17 protein-coding genes are annotated in these 19,542 nt (G+C 63.6%); all 17 read left to right on the top strand.

Features of this window, described 5'->3' with window-relative positions; all coding sequences use genetic code 11:
- Positions 1–93 precede the first annotated feature (93 nt).
- The 17 genes from XI08_RS39640 to XI08_RS39720 all read left to right on the top strand — a co-directional run bounded on the left by XI08_RS39640 (position 94) and on the right by XI08_RS39720 (position 19,535).
- Positions 94–861 carry an ABC transporter ATP-binding protein gene (locus XI08_RS39640; RefSeq protein ID WP_271578591.1) on the top strand — a complete coding sequence of 256 codons (768 nt, stop codon included), beginning with the start codon at positions 94–96 and terminating at the stop codon, positions 859–861.
- On the top strand, positions 858–1,580 hold the full coding sequence (locus XI08_RS39645; RefSeq protein ID WP_027544818.1) for an ABC transporter ATP-binding protein: 723 nt from the start codon (positions 858–860) through the stop codon (positions 1,578–1,580). Before XI08_RS39640 ends, XI08_RS39645 begins: the two co-directional genes overlap by 4 nt.
- A 3-nt stretch (positions 1,581–1,583) precedes the next feature.
- The gene (locus XI08_RS39650; RefSeq protein WP_271578592.1) at positions 1,584–2,498 is read left to right on the top strand and encodes a branched-chain amino acid ABC transporter permease; all 915 of its coding nucleotides are present in this window, start codon (positions 1,584–1,586) and stop codon (positions 2,496–2,498) included.
- Between the two features lie 3 nt (positions 2,499–2,501).
- The gene (locus tag XI08_RS39655) at positions 2,502–3,575 is read left to right on the top strand and encodes a branched-chain amino acid ABC transporter permease (RefSeq protein WP_271578593.1); all 1,074 of its coding nucleotides are present in this window, start codon (positions 2,502–2,504) and stop codon (positions 3,573–3,575) included.
- Positions 3,576–3,604: 29 nt separating this feature from the next.
- Positions 3,605–4,792 carry an ABC transporter substrate-binding protein gene (locus tag XI08_RS39660; protein WP_271578594.1) on the top strand — a complete coding sequence of 396 codons (1,188 nt, stop codon included), beginning with the start codon at positions 3,605–3,607 and terminating at the stop codon, positions 4,790–4,792.
- 105 nt (positions 4,793–4,897) lie between these two features.
- Positions 4,898–5,626 (top strand): LamB/YcsF family protein, encoded by a 729-nt coding sequence (locus tag XI08_RS39665; RefSeq protein ID WP_271578595.1) that lies wholly within the window; start codon positions 4,898–4,900, stop codon positions 5,624–5,626.
- A gap of 41 nt (positions 5,627–5,667) precedes the next feature.
- Entirely contained in the window at positions 5,668–5,910 is a 243-nt protein-coding gene (locus XI08_RS39670; RefSeq protein WP_027544813.1) for an acetyl-CoA carboxylase, read from the top strand.
- A gap of 14 nt (positions 5,911–5,924) precedes the next feature.
- Complete coding sequence (locus XI08_RS39675; protein WP_271578625.1) at positions 5,925–7,295, top strand: acetyl-CoA carboxylase biotin carboxylase subunit; 1,371 nt, start codon at positions 5,925–5,927, stop codon at positions 7,293–7,295.
- Between the two features lie 36 nt (positions 7,296–7,331).
- Entirely contained in the window at positions 7,332–8,207 is an 876-nt protein-coding gene (locus XI08_RS39680) for a 5-oxoprolinase subunit B family protein (protein ID WP_271578596.1), read from the top strand.
- Complete coding sequence (locus XI08_RS39685) at positions 8,197–9,174, top strand: biotin-dependent carboxyltransferase family protein (protein ID WP_271578597.1); 978 nt, start codon at positions 8,197–8,199, stop codon at positions 9,172–9,174. Before XI08_RS39680 ends, XI08_RS39685 begins: the two co-directional genes overlap by 11 nt.
- A 326-nt stretch (positions 9,175–9,500) precedes the next feature.
- The gene (locus tag XI08_RS39690; RefSeq protein WP_271578598.1) at positions 9,501–10,460 is read left to right on the top strand and encodes a helix-turn-helix domain-containing protein; all 960 of its coding nucleotides are present in this window, start codon (positions 9,501–9,503) and stop codon (positions 10,458–10,460) included.
- Positions 10,461–10,711: 251 nt separating this feature from the next.
- Positions 10,712–12,736 carry a hydantoinase/oxoprolinase family protein gene (locus tag XI08_RS39695; RefSeq protein ID WP_271578599.1) on the top strand — a complete coding sequence of 675 codons (2,025 nt, stop codon included), beginning with the start codon at positions 10,712–10,714 and terminating at the stop codon, positions 12,734–12,736.
- 3 nt (positions 12,737–12,739) lie between these two features.
- Positions 12,740–14,701 (top strand): hydantoinase B/oxoprolinase family protein, encoded by a 1,962-nt coding sequence (locus XI08_RS39700; RefSeq protein WP_271578600.1) that lies wholly within the window; start codon positions 12,740–12,742, stop codon positions 14,699–14,701.
- A 106-nt stretch (positions 14,702–14,807) separates the two neighbouring features.
- Positions 14,808–15,908, top strand: a complete 1,101-nt coding sequence (gene torT, locus XI08_RS39705) for a TMAO reductase system periplasmic protein TorT (protein WP_027544806.1) — start codon at positions 14,808–14,810, stop codon at positions 15,906–15,908.
- A gap of 66 nt (positions 15,909–15,974) precedes the next feature.
- Entirely contained in the window at positions 15,975–17,513 is a 1,539-nt protein-coding gene (locus XI08_RS39710) for a sugar ABC transporter ATP-binding protein (RefSeq protein WP_271578601.1), read from the top strand.
- Positions 17,510–18,529 (top strand): ABC transporter permease, encoded by a 1,020-nt coding sequence (locus XI08_RS39715; protein WP_271578602.1) that lies wholly within the window; start codon positions 17,510–17,512, stop codon positions 18,527–18,529. Before XI08_RS39710 ends, XI08_RS39715 begins: the two co-directional genes overlap by 4 nt.
- A 13-nt stretch (positions 18,530–18,542) precedes the next feature.
- Positions 18,543–19,535, top strand: coding sequence for an ABC transporter permease (locus XI08_RS39720; RefSeq protein WP_271578603.1), 993 nt, complete (start codon positions 18,543–18,545; stop codon positions 19,533–19,535).
- The last annotated feature ends 7 nt before the right edge of the window (positions 19,536–19,542 follow it).

Here is a 19,542-nt window from a genome sequence, read left to right on the forward strand (position 1 = left end):
TTTTTCCGATATCAGTGACCAGTATTTCGAATTTTACAATCCCCCACCGCGCCGCAAAAATCAATCATTCGATCGCGAGTGAGAAAACCGTTCATGACGTCGGGTGGGTTGGAACTGGTCGCTCACGATGTCAGTGTCCAGTTCGAGGGCCTGAAAGCCCTCTCCGAGGTGACCCTCGCCGTACCGCGCGGACGTATCACTGGATTGATCGGCCCCAACGGCGCCGGAAAGACGACACTTATCAACGTGCTGACCGGCTTCCAGTCGCTGAGCACAGGCGGCGTCGAGCTCGAAGGCCAAGCGATCAACGGCATCGCGGCACACAAGCTGCGACGCATGGGTGTTGCGCGCACTTTTCAATCGGGTCGACTGTTTCGCGATCTTCCCGTGATCGACAACCTTGAGGTAACGGGCGTCGGTCTCGGCCAGAAACGCCGCGACGCCATCGCGGAGGCCGAGCGCGTCATGGCCTGGCTCGGCATCTCACATCTCGCAGGCACGATAGCGGGCGCCCTGCCCTACACCGACGAACGTCGCGTGGCCATCGGCCGTGCCATCATGTGTACACCGCGCTATCTGCTGCTCGACGAACCCGCGGCCGGTATGTCCGAGCATGAAAGCCACGATCTTGCGGTCATCATCAGGCGGATCGCCGGCGAACTCGGCGTCGGCGTGCTCCTGATCGAGCACAACATCGGTCTGGTTCTCGAACTCTGCGAACGCATTTTCGTGCTCGACTCCGGCGAGATCATCGAGGTCGGTTCGCCCGCCCAGATCCGCAACAGCGATGCCGTGCGGCACGCCTATATGGGCACGCAGCAGGACGAGTTGCTTCTGGTCGAAGAGGCGGTCGCGTCATGAGCCTGCTGGCCGTCGACGACATCACCGTCAGCTATGGGCGCCTCACGGCGCTACGCGGCGTCACTCTGAAAATTGCCGAAGGCGAAATCCTGTTCGTGACCGGCCCCAATGGCGCCGGCAAGTCGACCCTGCTCAACGCCATCGCCGGCGTTGTCCCTTCCGGATCGGGCACCATCACACTCGCCGGCGGCATGATCACGGGTGCGGCTCCCGAGGAGATCGCCCGGCGCGGTTTCTCGCTGGTGCCTGAGGGACGCAATGTCTTTGGCGGCCTGACCGTCGAGGAAAACCTGAAGGTCGGCACCGGCATGCGCACCGACCGCAAGAAGATCGGCGACGATCTCGACGCCGTCTATGCGGAGTTTCCGATGCTGGCCGAGCGCCGCCACACCGCGGCCGGCATGCTGTCCGGCGGCCAGCAGCAGATGCTGGTGATCGGTCGTGCGCTGATGGCCGCGCCGCGCATCATGGCGATCGACGAGCCCTCGCTCGGGCTCGCACCGAAAATCATCGACCAGGTCTACGAAATCCTGATGCGGTTGCGTGCGCAGCGCAAGCTGACGCTCCTGATCGTCGAGCAGAGCTCGACCCGTGCAAAGATGACGGGCGGGCGGATGGTGCTGATCCGCGGCGGACGCATCGTGCTGGAGGGCGAAGCCGCCGACATGGTCAAGGACGCACGGCTGAAGCAGGCCTATTTCGGCTTCGGGGATCACTAGGCCATGACCGCCGTCCTGCAAATCCTGTTCGACGCGCTGAGCCTCGGCAGCATCTATGCTCTGGGCGCGCTCGGCATCGCCGCGATTTTCGGCGTCATGCGGCTGGTGAACTTCGCCCATGGCGACTTCATCGCCTTTTGCGTATTCGCGATGCTGTGGCCGTCGATCGATGCCGCTGCGATCGTGTTCGCCGGCCGCCTGCCCTTCTATCTCTTGATCCCGCTCTTGCTGTTCGTCGGCGCCGCGCTGTCGATGTCGTCGGAGGTGATCGTCTTCCGCCGCTTCCGCAACGCCCATCCGGCCACGATGATGATCGCATCCTTCGCGCTCGGTTTCGTGATCCGCCATCTGCTGCTGATGCTCTATTCGAGCCGCCCCAAGTCGATCACGCTCTGGCCCAATCTCGGCCTGCCGGTGGAATTTTTCGGCGCCCACATCCCAATGCTCCAGGTGGTCACGATCATCATCACGCTCGCGGTGCTGGCGGTGCTCGTGCTGTTCCTCAAGCACACCCGCTATGGCCTGGAGATGCGTGCAGCAGCCGACAACTTCACCATGGCCCGCATGCTCGGCGTGCGCGCCAACGGCGTCATCCTGCTCGCCTTCGCCATCAGCGGCATGCTGGCCGCCGCGATCGGCCTGATCCTCGCTACCAATTCCGGCACCGCCGATATTGGCATTGGCGCCAATGTCATGCTGATCGCCTTCATCGCCACCGTGATCGGGGGCCTCGGCAGCGTCCCCGGTGCGGTCGCCGCCGGCTTCCTGATCGGTGCCGCCAGCGTCGTGTTTCAGGCCACGCTGCCGCATGACGCCCGCGTGTTCCGTGACGCCTTCGTCTATGGCGCCGTCATCGTGGTCCTGCTGGCGCGTCCGCAGGGCCTGTTCGCGCCCAAATCCGCCAAGCAGCGAGTCTGATCGATGTCGAAGCCGCCCTCCGTCATCAGGCAAACGGTCGTGACGCCGATCGTGCTGATCGTGGTGCTGCTGGCGACGGCCGCATTGACCTATGCGTTCGGCAGCCGGGCCTTCAACCGCACCGCGATCGAGATGTTCATCAACATCATGGTGGTGGTCGGGCTCTACGCCTTCGTCGGCAATTCCGGCCTGCTGTCGTTCGGCCATATCAGCTTCATGTGCCTCGGCGCCTACATGACGGCGTGGCTCGCCATTCCGCCTGTCATGAAGTCGATCACGCTCAAGGGCCTGCCGGCATGGCTATTGCACACGCAATTGCCGATGTGGGTCGCCACCCCGATCTCCGGCGTGTTCGCCGCGCTGTTCGCGCTGTTCGTCGGCCGCATCATCATGCGCCTGTCGGGGATTGCCGCCTCGATCGCGACCTTCGGCCTGCTCGGCGTCGTCAACAACGTCTATTCGAACTGGGACTCTGTCACCGGGGGCCAGGGTTCGATCGTCGGCATCCCGCCCACGATGAATGTCTGGATCGGATGGCTGGGGGCCGCGGTCGCGATCGTGATCGCCTATCTCTATTCGATCTCCCGCTCCGGGCTTGCGCTGCGCGCCACACGCGACGAAGCGATCGCGGCGAGCGCCTCCGGCGTCGACATCGTGCGTGAACGGCTGATCGCATTCGTCGTCAGCGCCTTCATCATTGGCCTCGCTGGCGCGCTCTATGCGCACTTCCTCAGCATCGTCAATCCCGGCTCGTTCTACCTACGCACGACCTTCGTCTCGCTATCGATGCTGGTGGTCGGCGGCATGTACAGCCTCAGCGGGGCAGTGTCCGGCGTCGTCGCAATGTCTGTGCTGATCGAGTTGTTCCGCAATCTGGAAAAGGGCGTCAGCGTCGGCGGCCTGTCGATCGGCCTGCCGAACGGCGTCCAGGAGATCGCGATCGGCATCATCACCATCATCATCCTGATCTACCTGCCGACCGGACTCACCCGTAACCGGGAATTCTCCTGGCGCGGATGGCCGCTTCAGCGACGGCTCGCATCGCCGGTGCAGACTGCGCTGAAGGAAATGAACTGAAGCTCGATGGAACATTGGAGGAGTGGACAATGCGGATCTTGAAACTACTTGGCATCCTGGCCGGGGCGACTGCGCTGCTGTTGACGCCGGCCCGCGCCGCGAACGAGATCGTCGTCGGATTTGCCACCGCGGCATCCGGCTTCATGCAGGCCTATGACAAGCCGGCCCAGGACGCCGCGTTGATCCGCATCGATGAGATCAACAAGGCGGGCGGCCTGCTCGGCAAGAAGATCAAGGCCGTGTTTGCCGACACCAAGACCGATCAGGCCGAAGGCGCCAAGGCGGGCCTTGCCGTGCTCGACCAGGGCGCCGACCTCGTCATCGTCTCCTGCGACTATGATTTCGGTGCTCCGGCGGCCCTGCAGGCTCAGGCGGCCGGCAAGGTGTCCTTCTTCCTGTGCGCGGAGTCGATCAAGGCAGGGATTCCCGGCGTCGGTCCGTTCTCGTTCTCCGCCTCGGTGTTAGCCGCCGTGCAGGGCGCAACGATGGCGGAGTGGGCCTACAACAAGAAGGGCGCCCGAAACTTCTATCGCCTGCTCGATAGCTGGACCGTCTACAACAAGGGCATCTGCGACGGTTTTGACTGGATGCTGCCGCGCCTGAAGGACGCCAAGCTCGCCGGCAGCGATACCTTCAAGAACGACGACGCCTCGATCGCGTCCCAGATCACGCGCATCAAGAGCCTGCCGAAGGAGCCAGACGCCATCATGCTCTGCACGATGATGCCGGGCGCCGTGTCGGCCATCAAGCAGATCCGCGCTGCGGGGATCAAGTCGATGATCCTCAACGGCTCCGGCGTCGATGGCAGCTACTGGCTGAACGCTGTGCCTGATCTCTCGAACTTCTATGTCCCGGTGCAGGGCTCGGTCTACGGCGACGATCCAAACGCGAAGGTCAACGAGTTCAACAAGAAGTACAAGGACGTGACTGGCGGCGATCCGTCCAGCCAGTACGTCTATCCCGGCTACGTCCTGATCGACGTCTGGGCCAAAGCGGTCGAGCGCTCAAAGACGACGGAAGCCGCCGGCGTCGTCGCCGAGCTCGAGAAGATGAACAACGAAGCCACGCTGTTCGGGCCGCGGACCTTCACCAAGGACATCCACCACCAGAACCAGGGCCGCTACCTGATCGTCGACACCGAGGCCGGCAAGCCGAAGGTGATTGATCAGTGGACCATCTCGGAGAAGATCCCGGTCGACTACCTCGTATCCAAATAAGCAGGCGGCATGCCGTGCGCGAGTGCCTTGTTGCCCCTGCGCACGGCCCTGCCCTCCAAACGCATGCAAGAGACCGCAAGAAGGACAACGGGAGGACAATGAGACATGGTCGTCATTAACTGCGACATGGGCGAGGCTTACGGCCTCTACAAGATGGGCGATGATAAGGCATTAATGCCCTATATCGACGTCGCCAACGTCGCTTGCGGCTTTCATGCTTCGGATTTCAATCACATGCGCAAGACCGTCCAGTTGGCCAGGCAACACGGCGTCAAGGTCGGCGCACATCCCTCGCTGCCCGATTTGCAGGGCTTTGGCCGTCGCGAGATGAAGATCGACCGCGACGAACTGGCGAACTGCCTGCTCTATCAAATCGGTGCGCTCAAGGCGTTCCTGGACGCCGAAGGCGTGCCGCTCAATCATATCAAACCGCACGGCGCGCTGTACGGCATGGCGACACGCAACGAAGAGATCGCGGAAGCAGTGGCCGACGCCGCCGACGTCTACAAGGTGCCGCTGCTCGGCATGAAGGGCACGCTGCATCAGAAGGTCTATGAACGCCGCGGCCACACTTTCGTCGCCGAATACTACGCCGATCTCGACTACAACGCCGACGGCAGCCTCATCATCACACGCGAACATGACGCCAAGGACCCGGTCGATGCCGCCTCGCGCTGCACCCGCGCCGTGAATGAAGGCAAGACCCGATCGGTCGCAGGCAACGACATCGTCGTTGGTGCCGACTCGATCTGCATCCATTCCGACACACCCAATGCCGTCGCGATCGCGGAAGCCGTTCGCGAGGCTGTTCGTCCTTATTTGACCGCGCCCTGAGCCATCGGCCAAGGTCGACACGAACCCACGAGGAGCAATTCATGACCACCCAGCAGATATTCTCGCCGCTACCGGGCATTTTCTACCGCAAGCCGGCCCCCGACAAACCGGAATACAAGTCCGACGGTGACGTCATCACTGAAGACGACACGATCGGCTTGATCGAGGTGATGAAGTCCTTCAACGAAGTCAAGGCGGGCGCGGCCGGCAAGATCCTGCGTTTCCTTGCCGAGAATGAGGAAGCCGTGATGGCCGGCCAGCCCATCGCCGAGATCGACGTTTGAGCGCCCCCGGTTCCATGGCGATCAAGAAGCTCCTCATTGCCAATCGCGGCGAGATCGCAGTGCGCATTAACCGCGCGGCGCGTGAGCTCGGGATTGCGACGGTGCAGGTCTACAGCAAGGCCGACAAGGACTCGCTTGCGGTGAAGCTCGCCGATGAGTCCGTCGAGATCGGCCCGCCGCAGGCTTCCAAATCCTATCTCGATCAGACGAAGATCCTGGCGGCAGCCGAGAGCACCGGCGCCGATGCCATCCATCCAGGATACGGCTTCCTTGCAGAGAACGCGGAATTCGCCGCCGCGGTCGAAGCCGCGGGGTTGATCTTCGTCGGCCCCACGGCGCAGTCGATCCGCTTGATGGGCGACAAGGTCGCAGCGCGCGAGGCCGCGGCATCGGCAGGTGTCCCGACCGTCCCGGGCAGCGAGGGGCGCCTGGAAACTCCGGAAGCGGCCTTTGCTTTGGTCGAAAAAACCGGCTTTCCCGTCATGATCAAGGCAGCCGCTGGCGGTGGTGGCCGCGGCATCCGCATCGCGCGTACAGCCGAGGAGTTCCATCATTTGATGCCGCAGGCACAGGCCGAGGCGCTGGCGGCGTTCGGCGACGGCGGCCTCTATGTCGAGAAGCTCGTCGAAGGCGCGCGGCATATCGAGGTCCAGGTGCTCGGCGACGGCAAGGACGTCATCCACTGCTTCGAGCGCGAATGCTCGCTGCAGCGTCGCCGTCAGAAGGTGTGGGAGGAAGCCCCCTCGCCTTCGCTGACACCGGCCGTTCGTGAACAGCTCTGCGCATCGGCGGTCGCCCTCGCCAAGGCGGTGAACTACCGCGGCGCCGGAACGCTCGAATATCTCTATGACGACAGAACCGGCGAATTCTACTTCCTGGAGATGAACACCCGTATCCAGGTCGAGCATCCCGTCACCGAGATGGTGACCGGCATCGATCTGGTGCGCGAGATGATCCGGATCGCAGGCGGCGAGCCGTTACGTATCCGTCAGGACGAGGTCCGGGTCAGCGGTCATTCGATTGAAGTGCGGATCAATGCGGAAGATCCCGCGAAGAACTTCATGCCCAGCCCCGGCACGATCAGCGCGCTCGCCGTGCCCGATGGCGAGGGTGTGCGCTTCGACAGCATGCTCTATGCCGGCTACACCGTGCCGCCATTCTACGACAGTCTGCTCGGCAAGCTGATCGTCCATGCCGAAGACCGCGCGAGCGCAATCCGCCGGCTTGAAGGCGCGCTCGCCGAACTCACTATCGAGGGTTTGGCTACGACAAAGCCCCTGCATCAAGCGCTTGCCCGCGATCCCGACGTGCAGGCCGGACATTTTCACACCGCCTGGCTCGAGCCCTGGCTGGCTTCACACACCAAAGCCACCCCATCCACATGATCACCCGCCCGGTCAGCAACAGGAGGCCGTAGTCCCATGCAAACCCGATTTTCCTTCGGCGGCGACGAGCACATCTTCGCTGAAGTCGATGAATCCATGTCGCTCGAGGCCTTCTTCAAGAGCCTGTTTATTACCAATGCGGTGCGCGATGCGAAGATCAAGGGCGTGACCGAGATTTGCCCGGCCAACGCGTCCTATCAGGTCAAGTTCGACCCGGATCAGATCAAGCCTGACGATTTGCTCACCGAATTGAAACGGCTGGACACGGCGGCCGAGAAGTCCGAGCCGGTCATCAAGACGCGGATCATCGAAATCCCGGTGCTCTACAACGATCCCTGGACGCACGAGACGCTGATGCGCTTCCGCGAGCGTCATCAAGACCCCAACTGCACGGATATCGAATACGCAGCACGCATCAACAATCTCGACGGCATTGACGGCTTCATCAAGGCGCATTCAAGCGCGCCCTGGTTCGTCTCGATGGTCGGCTTCGTCGCCGGCCTGCCCTTTCTCTATCAGATGGTCGAGCGCCAGCGGCAGATTCAGGCGCCCAAATACCTGCGTCCTCGCACGGACACGCCGAAACTAACGGTCGGGCATGGCGGCTGCTTCGGCTGCATCTATTCGGTGCGCGGCGCCGGCGGCTACCAGATGTTCGGCATCACGCCGATGCCGATCTACGATCCGAGCCAGAAGATCAGCTACCTCCGGGACTTCATGTGCCTGTTCAGGCCAGGCGACATCGTCAAGTGGAAGCCGATCGACCGCGCCGCCTATGACGCGGCTGTGGCCGATGTCGATGCTGGCCGCTTTGCGCCCGTCATCCGCGACGTCTCGTTCTCGCTGACCGAATTCAATCGCGACATCGACGCCTATAATCGCAAGCTCGAGGGGGTTCTCCATGGCCATTAAGGTTCTCAAGCCGGGTCTTGCGACGACCGTGCAAGACCTCGGGCGTCCCGGCTACTACCACATCGGCATACCGCTCTCCGGCGGCATGGACCGGCATGCGCTTGCAGCGGCCAATCTGCTTGTCGGCAACGAGGAAGGCGCAGCTGTCCTCGAGGCCGTGTTTATGGGACCCGAGCTCGAGTTCACCGACGATGCCTTGGTCGCGGTCACGGGCGCCGAACTGCCGCCGAAGCTCGACGGCGCGCCACGCGAGACCTGGAGCAGCTTCAAAGTAAAGCGCGGCCAAAAGCTCTCCTTCGATTTCCTCAAGCAAGGCGCGCGCGCTTATATTGCGGTCTCAGGTGGCATCGACGTTCCGGTCGTGCTTGGTTCGCGCTCGACCTACGCGCTCGGCGCGCTCGGCGGATTCAAGGGTCGCAAGCTCGAAGCTGGTGATGAGTTGCCAGTGGGCGCGAGTTCTGCGTCTGTCAAGGAAGGCCGCACGATCGCCAAAGATTTGCGCGGCCTGCCGGCCGGAATGCCCACCGAATTGCGCGCTATGCCGGGCCTTTATTGGCACCGCATCACCGAGCAGGCCGGCAACGGCTTCTTCTCCGACACCTGGAAGGTCGCGCCGGAAGCCGACCGGATCGGCTATCGCTTCAAGGGCGCCAAGCCTCTCGAGTTCGTGCCGCGCGAGCCGCCGTTTGGCGCGGGCTCCGACCCTTCCAACATCACCGATGCCTGCTACCCCTACGGCTCGATCCAGGTGCCCGGCGGCACCGAACCGATCGTGCTGCATCGTGACGCGGTTTCGGGCGGCGGCTATTTCATGGTCGGCACCGTGATCGCCGCCGACATGGACCTGATTGGCCAGCTGCAACCGAACACACCCGTCAGGTTCGTCAAGGTCGGGATGGATGAAGCGCTTGCGGCGCGTCACGATCGGGCCGGGCTGTTGGCCAAGCTCCGCAGTTCCCTCGCCTAATCGTCTGCGCCGCCTTGTTCATCGAGAGCCTCCCGGACTCTTTCCGGGAGGTTGTCCTCGACAACGGCTTCCATCTTTCATTGCCCCGATCGAAATTGGGCAAAGGCGGCCTAAAATATCGGCTTTCCCTTCGGTCGGACTTGACGTCATCCTTCTGTCTTCGCCAAGCTAGGGTCGATGGTGGCAACGGGACTACAGTATGCGTGCGGCCATCGACGATCGTGGTGACGATGCTTTCGCGCCCGTCACTGCGTGAGTGCAGCGGATAGTCTACGCCAGGAGAGACTATAGGGATCCAGCAGTCGACGGCAGTGACGGAGCGCAAGATGCAGACCACTTTCGCGACCAACGACATTCCCACTCACCAACGCCGCCAGTTCTGGCAGCAGGTCGTCTCCGACATCTACTATTCTCTGGACTTGCGTTTCCTCGGCGGTCACGACTTCCGCGGCAATCTCGGCGCCTGGTCGCTTGGGCCGGTTTCGATCTCACGCAACGTCTCGGACGGTCTGCTCTACAAGCGGCATGAACATCACCTCCTCAACGAGCGCGAAGAGAGCTTCCTGATCACGGTGCCCGAGCTCGCGGAAATCCGCTTCGAGCAGGACGGCAAGGACATCCGCTGCAAGCCCGGCGCCTTCCTGATCGAGCGCAGCCATCTGCCCTATGAGTTCAGTCATCGCGATCCGGCCGCGCTGTGGGTGCTGAAGATTCCGAGCGCGGTGCTGCGCCGGCGAATCTCCCGGCCTGAACGACTGGCCACATTGCAGTTCGATGCCAGCCGCAGCGTCGGTGCGCTGTTCGTCGAGACGCTGCGCCTCGCTGGCGAGCGGATCGGGGAAATGGACGAGACGGCCCGCACCATGATGGGCAAGCATCTGATCGACCTGCTGGCGATGGCAGTCGAGTCGGACGAACGCGTGCTGGCGGGCCACTCCTCCACCGTTCGCAATGCGCATCTTCACCGCTGCGAGCAATTCATCCGTTCGCGCATCGACAACATGCGTCTCACGCCGCAAATGGTGGCCGACGGCTGCGGCATCTCGCTGCGCTATCTGCACCAGATCTTCGAACGTGAAGGCGTCACCGTGAGTGCGCATATCCGCAATCAGCGCCTCCTGATGTGCGACAACATGCTGCGCGATCCGAATTGCCGGAAGAGCATTGCGGAAATCGCATATCAATGCGGCTTCGGCGATCAGGCGCAGTTCAGCCGGAACTATCGCGGCCGCTTCGGCTGTTCGCCGAGCGAGGCTCGTGCAACATCGCGTGCACCCAATTCGTGACCGTCCTTCGCCCGGCGTCCACGCGCTAGCCCCCGATTGAGCTGGTGCGTTTGAGCCCTCGTGCTCTCTGACACAAATTGTCCTGCGCTCAGCGACAAGCGGTCCGCTGACGATGTGCCTATCATCCTTCCGACATCTTCGAGATCCGCCGGTCGAACGGGCGGTTCGCGGCTCCGGGCCAAAGGTCCGGGTGCTCCCGCGCGCCTGCCTGACCACGACCTGCAAGCGTATGCTGGAAAGGAAGGCCCATCGTGCAGAACCTTCGCGTGGCCGTCGATGTCGGTGGCACCTTCACCGACATCTGCATCATGGATGAGGCCACCGGCCTCATCCGCATCGAGAAGACCTCGTCAACCCGCGATCCCATCGAGGGGATCATGGGCGGCGTGTCCAAGGCCGGGATCGACCTGTCCAAGGTGGCGCTGTTCTCGCATGGCACAACGGTCGCGACCAACGCACTGATCACCCGCCGTCTGCCCCGCACCGCCGTCGTCAGCACCGAAGGTTTTCGCGACGTCATCGAGATCCGGCGCGCCAACAAGGAAGATCTCTGGGACACCTACAAGGACGTCGTCAAACCCTACGTGCCGCGGCGTGACCGGTTGACCGTTCCCGAGCGCATCGATGCTGCCGGCAAGGTGGTCCAGCCGCTCGATCTCGACGCCGCGCGGAACGTTGCGCGCATCCTCAAACGCCGTGGCGTCGCTGCAATCGCGGTGTGCTTCATGAACGCCTATCTGAACGGCGAAAACGAGCGCGCGATGCGCGAAATCCTGCTGCAGGAGATGCCCGAGATTCCGGTCTCGATCTCTTCCCAGGTGCTTCCCGAAATCTTCGAGCATGAACGATTCTCGACCACGGTCGCCAACGCTGTTGTTAGTCCGGTCGTCGTCAGCTACACCAGCCGCCTCGGCGACCGCCTCGCGGATGAAGGCTACACCCGCGATCTCCTGCTGCTGCACACCGGCGGCGGCGTCATGACGCCGGCGAGCGTCAAGGATTTTGCCGCGCGCCTCGCCGGCTCGGGGATCGCCGCGGGGGCGATCGCCAGCCGCTACATCGCCGGCCTCTGCGGCTATCCCAATTCGATCGGTCTCGACATGGGCGGCACCTCGACGGACGTGTCGCTGGCCTATGACGGTCACTCGCGCATCACCAAGGACTGGTACATTGAGTTTGGCTATCCGATCCGCTTCGCGTCGATCGAAGTGCTCACCATCGGCGCCGGCGGCGGATCGCTGGCCTGGACCGATCCGGCGGGCTCGCTGCGCAACGGTCCGCAATCGGCCGGCGCCTATCCGGGCCCGGCCTGTTACGGCAACGGCAATACGCAGCCGACCAACACGGATGCCAACGTCACGCTGGGCCGGCTCGGCAACGATCTGGCCGGCGGCAAGGTCAAGCTCGATCCTGCCCTTGCCCGGCAGGCGGTCGAAGATGGCGTCGCCAAACCATTCGGCCTCGGCCTGCACGAGGCGGCGGATGCGATCGTCAAGGTTGCCAACGCCAACATGTCGGACGCGGTACGGTTGATCTCGATCAGTCGCGGCTACGATCCGCGCGATTTCGCGCTAGTTGCGTTCGGCGGTGCCGGCGCCCTGCATGGCGTCGACGTGGCGCGCGAGCTCGCGATCCCCGTCGTAATCGTGCCACCCAATCCCGGCGTGACCTCGGCGCTCGGCTGCCTGCTCGTCGATATGCAGCACGACTTCTCGCAGAGTTGCATGGTCGGCGCCGACGAGGCCGACTCCGCTGATATCGAAGCTCAGTTCGCCGAATTGGAGAAGGAAGCGCTCGCCCGTCTCACCCATGAGGGCGTCGCCGAACGCGACATCGTGCTGCAGCGTTCGATCGACATGATGTATCGCGGCCAATGGCGGTCGCTCGCGGTGCAGGCGCCGCGCCCCATCGGGGCGATCGCCGATCTGGTGCATAGTTTCCATGCCGAGCACAAGCGCGAATACAATTTCCGCCGCGACGACTCGCCCGTGAGCTTCTTCCGGCTGAACCTGAAAGCCATCGGCGTCGTGCCCAAGGCCGAGTTCGCCGTCCACAAGCCGACCGGTGTGATCCCTGAGCCGGTCAGCCGCCGCAGGGTGTGGTTCGAAGGCAACGGGCTCGATACGCCCGTCTATGCCCGCGACGACCTGCCCTGCGGCTTCTCCTTCCAGGGCCCTGCGATCGTCGAACAGGTCGACGCAACCACCGTCGTGCCGCCCGGCGCCAGCGCCGAGGTCGACAAATATCTCAACATCATCATCCGCGCGAAGGACTGAATCATGGCCGGAGATCTCCAGCTCGACCCCGTGACCTTCGAGGTTCTGAAAAACTCCTTCATCACCAGCGTCGATCAGATGGGCGAACAGGTGCTGCGAACCTGCTACTCCTTCGTGATCTACAACCGCGACTTCTCCAGCGCCCTGCATGACGCCAAAGGTGAATGTGCGGCCCAGGGCAATCAGGACATCGCTGTCCATGTCGGAACGCTGCACTTCACTTGCCAGGACGTCATGCGCTACTTCGAGGGCGACATGCATGAAGGCGATGTGTTTGCGATCAACGATCCCTATGCTGGCGGCACCCACTTCTCCGACGTGCGGCTAATCCGGCCGATCTTCGCCGACGGCAAGATCATCGCATTCAGCCAGTCCAACGGTCATTGGTCGGACATGGGCGGCAGCGTCCCCGGCTCGTTCGACGTCGCGGCGCGCGACATGTTCCGCGAAGGCCTGCGCATCACGCCGATCCGGCTGTTCGACAAGGGACGATTCTGCAAGGACGTCGCGCATCTGATCGCGTCAAACACCCGCGATCCCGCCTCCATCATCGGTGACATCCAGGCACAAGCCGAGGCCACCGCCGTTTGCGGGCGCGAGATCCTGCGTCTCGTCAACAAATATGGCCGCGATACTGTCGAGACCGGCCTCGCTGCGGTCCAGGACTATGTCGAGCGTTCCGCACGCCAGCGGATCGCCGCGCTGCCCGACGGCGAATGGGAGACGGTCGACTTCATCGATCGCGACCCGGCCGGCGGCGAAGGCATGATTCCGATCCGCATCAAGATGACGATCAAGGGCGATAAGGCGATATATGACTTCACCGGCAGCCACCCGACCATCGGCTCGATCTACAATTCCGCGTTTGGCGCAACGTTCTCGGCGGTTGCGGCCGGCATGAAGACGTTCTTCCCCGACCTGCCGCTCAATTCCGGCTTCTACCGCTGCTTCGAGATCATCGCCCCCGAAGGCTCGATCGTCGATGCGAAATGGCCGATTGCAGTCACCGGCTTCCTGATGCCGTTCGAGAAGATCATGAACTCGATCTACGAGATCTGGTCGAAGCTGATGCCCGAGCGCGCGCTCGCCTGCGCCTTCAATCTCGAATATCTGCTCACCGGCGGCTTCGATGGCCGCAGCGCCGACAAGCCGATCTTCATGTTCTATGACTGGCTGCCTGGTGGCTGGGGCGGCCGCAACGGCAAGGACGGCAGCAACGTCACCACCGCCTGCTTCGGCACCGGATTGATGTCGCAGCCGGTCGAGGGCCAGGAGCGCGCCAATCCGATCCTGACGACCAAGTGCGAGATCCTCAAGGACTCGCCCGGCCCCGGCAAATGGCGCGGCGGCGCCGGCGTGATGAAGACCTCCCGCATGCTGCAGGCCGAGAAGACCGTGATCTCCTACATCTGCGACCGCGAGCGCGCGGTGGTGTGGGGCATCGAAGGCGGCCTGCCTTCCATGCCGCACGGGCTGACGCTGAAGCGAAACGGCAGCCAAGGCGAGGAGCGACTCGGCTCGATCTTCTCCGACGTGCCGATCGGCGAAGGCGACGTGTTTTCCCGACCGACGGCTGGCGGTGGCGGGTTCGGCGATCCGCTCGAGCGCGACCCGCGTCTCGTGATCGAGGACATCAAGGACGACTACGTTTCGGTCGAACGCGCCGCCAGGGATTATGGTGTGGTCGTGCACATCATCGACGCCGAGCTCTGCGAGTACGAGGTGGACAGGGCCGCGACCGACGTGCTCCGCGCCAGGATCAGGGCCGAGCGGGTCGCCAACGTCCGGCTCGATCCGGAGATCGTGGCCCAGCGCTATCGCAGCGGCGCGATCGATGTACTCGACGTCATCCGTCAGCATGCCGTGATCCTAGACTGGGGTAACGGCACTCTCCTCCCCGAGTCCACGCGTCAGTTCCGCGAAACCTTCGAGCGGCGCTCGGTCGCAAAGTGGGCCACGGGCTGATTCCCATCGGCAGCCGCGTCGCCCTGGGGGCGCGGCATGCGCATGCAGAAAGAGGATCCGAATCCGTCGGCCCTCGCCCTTTCATTCGAACCATGAGGATTGAGCCATGACCCGTACGACGTGCCTTTCCACCAGCCGACTTCGGCCGATCCGCTACACGCTCGGCATCGCCGCCAGCCTTGCACTTGCCGCCGCGATCACGCCGGCAGCGGCCGAGACGCCATGGTTTCCCATGAAGGTCTACGACGCGTCATCGGGCACGCCGAAGCCGGCGGAGTACACGGCATTGCCGAAGGCCGAGAAGCCGTACAAGCTATGCGTGCTGTTTCCGCACATGAAGGACAGTTTCTGGGTCGCGGTTGCCTATGGCATCGTCAAGCAGGCCGAGGCGATGAACGTCAACATGACGCTCTACGAAGCTGGCGGCTATGAGAACCTGCCCAAACAGCTCTCGCAGTTCGACGACTGCATGGCGAGCAGCCCCGATGCGATCATCGTCGGCGCCATCTCGGGCGCAGGCCTCAGCAAGAAGTTCGAGGAGGCTAAGGCCAAGGGTGTTCCGGTGGTCGGCGTCGCCAACCCACTACCGCCCAATGCGCTGCCCGCTGCCATCTATGTCGACTTCGTCGCGATGGGCGAAGTCACCGGCGATGGTCTGCTCGCGCAGGCCAAGCCCGGCGACAAGCTCAACATCGTGACCTTTCCCGGTCCGGCCGGCTCGGGCTGGGCGGAATCCTTCAACGAGGGCTTCAAGAAGGCGGTGGCGAAGAATCCGAATGCCAAGGTGCTGGCCGAAAAGTTCGGTGACTCCGGGGTCGCCGTGCAATTGCAGCTGATCCAGGACGCGCTGCAGGCCTATCCCGGCATGAACGTGATCTGGGGCACCGCCCCGACCGCGGAGGCCGCCGTCGGCGCAGTTGCCGAAGCCGGCCGCAGCGACATGAAGATCATGTCGTCCTATGAGAACCAAGCCATGCTCGACGCACTGAACCGCGGCGACATCCTGGCCTTCGCCACCCAGTATCCCGTCGGCGAAGGCGCCGTCTCCGTCGACCAGGCCGTGCGCCTGATCGAGAAGAAGCCGGTGATGAGTCTCGCTCAACCGCTTGCTTCGGCGGTCGACAAGACCACTGTGCCGAAACTACAGATGGACCTCGTGCTGGCGCCGGGAAGCTGGAAGCCGGTTTATTCGGTCAAGGCCAAGTAACTGGCCACGCATGCGAGGCGGGAGACCTGCGCTCCCACCTCGCTATCCAACCCCTGCGGAGACCAAATGGACGCCGACACCGACCCGAAGCCGGTTGAACCCTTGCTCGCCTTGCGCGGCATCTCGAAGCGATTCACCGGTGTCCGTGCGCTCGACCGGGTCGATCTCGATGTCCATGCCGGCGAGCTGCACGTGCTGTTCGGGGAAAACGGCGCTGGCAAGTCGACCCTGATCAACGTGGTGTCCGGAACGTTTCCGCCCGACGAAGGCACATTCCATTTCGTTGGCGAGGAGATCCACCAACTGACGCCGCAGCGGGCACGCGCAATCGGCATTAGTCCGGTGTTCCAGGAATTCTCTCTGGTTCCGAGCCTCACGGTGGAAGAGAACCTGTTTCTCGGTCGCGAGGTCACCCGCGGTGGTGTTATGCATGCGCGCGAGATGCGCAAGCGTGCAACCGCGCTGATCGACGAGCTCGGCTTCGATCTCAATCCATCGGATCGGGTCGACGACCTCTCGCGTGCGCATCAGCAGATGGCCGAGATCGCCAAGGCGTTGCTTGGCCGCGTGCGCCTCCTGATCCTCGACGAGCCGACGGCGTCGCTGACCGAGCGCGAGACCGGCCGGCTGTTCGAGCTGATCGCCCGGCTGAAGAGTCAGAATGTCGGGCTGATCTACGTCTCGCACCGCATGCGCGAGATCCGCGCACTCGCCGACCGCGTCACCGTGCTGCGCGACGGCCGCCACATCCGCACCCTCGATGCTGCAACCTCGAGCGACGGCGAGCTGGTCGAGCTGATGACCGGCCGCAAGATCGACCTGCTGTTTCCGACCATCGCGCACAAGCCGGACAAGGTCATGGTCGACGTGGAAAGCCTGACATTGGCCGACGGCAGCGTGCACGACGTGAACTTTCACGCCCGCGCCGGTGAGATCACCGGCATCGCCGGGCTCGTCGGCTGCGGGAAGTCGGAGCTGATCCGCGCGGTCTACGGGATCGAGCCGATCGCCTCTGGCACGGTCCGGATCGATGGCTTGCCTTACGAATTTCCCGCGCCGCGGCGCAGCCTGAAGCATGGCATCGCCTACTTCCCCGCCAACCGGGTCGCTGAAGGGCTCGCACTGTCGCGTCCGATCCGCGAGAACGCATCGATGACCGTGCTCGATCTGCCTGCCTTCGCGTGCCTCGGCGTGCTGCGGCAGGCCGCGGAGCGCATCTCGATCCAGGGCATCATGGAACAGCTGCAGCTCAGGCCACCCAATATTGAGCGGACCGCCGGCGCGCTGTCCGGTGGCAACCGTCAGAAAGTGATGCTCGGTCGCGCATTGACGCGCGACTTGTCCGTGTTCCTGTTCGACGAGCCGAGCGTCGGCATCGACGTCGGCGCCAAGCTCGAGGTCTACGAGTTCATGAAACGCCTGGTCGAGGCAGGCGCCGCCGTGATCGTGGTGTCGTCGGAACTGCCGGAGGTACTGGCGCTGTCGAACCGGCTTTACGTCATGCACCACGGCCGCATCGCCGCAGAGCTGACGAGTGCCGACAAGACCGAACAGAACGTGCTCGCGAGCTTCTTTAAATCGCATCTTGTCGCGGAGGTCGCATGAGCACGGTTGCGGCCGCCGGGATGCCTCGACGACCGATAGGTCTCGGCCGATCGATCGTTGGCCGAATCGGATTCCTTCCGGCCCTCCTGGTCGCCCTCGTCGTTGGCATGTCGGCCGTCGATCCCCAGTTCTACGGCCTCATCAACATCCTCAACATCTTGCGCAACGCCTCACTGCTGGCCATCGTTGCCTGTGGCCAGGCGCTGGTGATCGTCGCCGGCGGCTTTGACCTTTCGGTCGGCGCGGTCGTCGCACTGGCGAGCGTGGTGACCGCCAAGACCATGGCGGCCACCGCTGCCGCTTTCCCCGGCAACACCGCGCTGATTGTCGCAAGTGGGGTGACCGCCGGGCTCGGCTGTGGGCTCGTGGTCGGGCTGATCAACGGCTTCTGCGTCGCGAAGCTGAAGGTCTCCGGCTTCGTGGTGACGCTCGGCACGATGTCGGCAACAGCAGGCGCCGGCTTGATGATCACAAGCGGCATCCCTGTCTACGGCATGCCAGATGCCTTCGTGAAGGGTTTTGGGCGCGCGCAGCTGCTCGGCCTGCCGACCGCCATTTATGCCGCGCTTGCCGTCATTGGCGTAATGATGTTCGTGCAGCGGCGCACGCTGTTCGGTCGCTATGTCTATGCGATCGGCGGTCATGTCGAAGCCGCCGTCGTCTCCGGCGTCTCGATCCAGCGTCACGTCGTCGGCACCTACGTCGTGTCGAGCGTGCTTGCGGCCCTCACCGGCATCCTGCTCACCGCGCAGGTCGGCTCCGGCCAGGCGAGCTTTGGAGGCGATCGCATGATGCTGCAGTCGATCGCGGCTGCCGTGATCGGCGGGGTCTCGTTGCGCGGCGGTGTCGGCCGCGTCGAGATCGTGGCCGTCAGCGCGCTGTTCTTGACCATCCTCGGCAACGCGCTCAACCTGCTGCATGTCGACTCCCGCCTGCAGCCGGTCTTTCTCGGCATCATCATGGTCGCGGCTGTGGCGCTTGATGAATTGAGCCGACGGAGCAAGGCCCGTGTCTGACCTGGAATTGTCCATGACAACCGAGCCGACAAACCGCGAAAAGTCGTTTCCGACCGATTGGCTCTGGCGCGCAGTGCTGCCGATCGCGTTGGTCGCCCTGCTGCTGGGCTTTGCTGCCGTCGATCGCAGTGTGCTCTCGCCGGCCAATCTCCTCAACATCGCGCAGCAGACCAGCTATCTCGCACTGTTTGCGATGGCGCAAACCGTGGTGATTCTGACCCGTGGCTTCGACCTCGCGCTGGGCCCGGCCGTCTCGATGGTCAGCGTCGGCACCGCGCTGGCGATGGCCGGCGCCACGGCCGCTGGCCATGATCAGACTACCGTTCTGCTCGCCGGGCTCGGCGCCGGCTTCGGCCTCGGCATCGCCTGTGGCCTGTTCAACGGCATGGTCATCGCGCTGCTCGGCGTCAATCCCTTCGTTGCAACGCTCGGCAGTTACAACATCGCCATCGGCGTCGCGACCACGCTCTCTGCCGGTCGTCCGGTCCAGGGGGTGCCAAAACTGTTCTCCCAGCTCTTCTACGGCGGCAGCATCTTCGGCTTCCCGGCCACGATCTCCATCACGCTCGCCATAGGCATCGTGCTGCATCTGACGCTGGGCCGCACGGTGTTCGGCCGCTCGCTCTACATCATCGGAACCAACCCGCGCGCCGCGGCGGTCGCAGGCCTGCCGGTCAAGCGGATCCTGATCGCGACCTATGTGCTGTGCTCGACACTAGCCGCGCTCGGCGCGATCATGATGACCGCGCGCACCGGCTCGGGCGAACCAAATCTCGGCGGCTCCTTGTCGTTGCAGGCCATCGCCGGCGCCGTGGTAGGCGGAACGAGCCTGGCAGGCGGCCGCGGCGGGGTGGGCACCGCCGTGCTCGGCGCCCTGTTCGTCACCATCCTGTCCAACGGCATGAATCTCACCCGCATCGACGGCTACATCCAGATGGTCGTGCTCGGCGCCATCGTCATCATCGGTGTGCTGCTCGATCGCCTGCGACTGGAGCGACGCCAATGATGGCAAG

It is taken from the genome of Bradyrhizobium sp. CCBAU 11361, from assembly GCF_028128935.1.
Lineage (GTDB): Bacteria > Pseudomonadota > Alphaproteobacteria > Rhizobiales > Xanthobacteraceae > Bradyrhizobium > Bradyrhizobium niftali.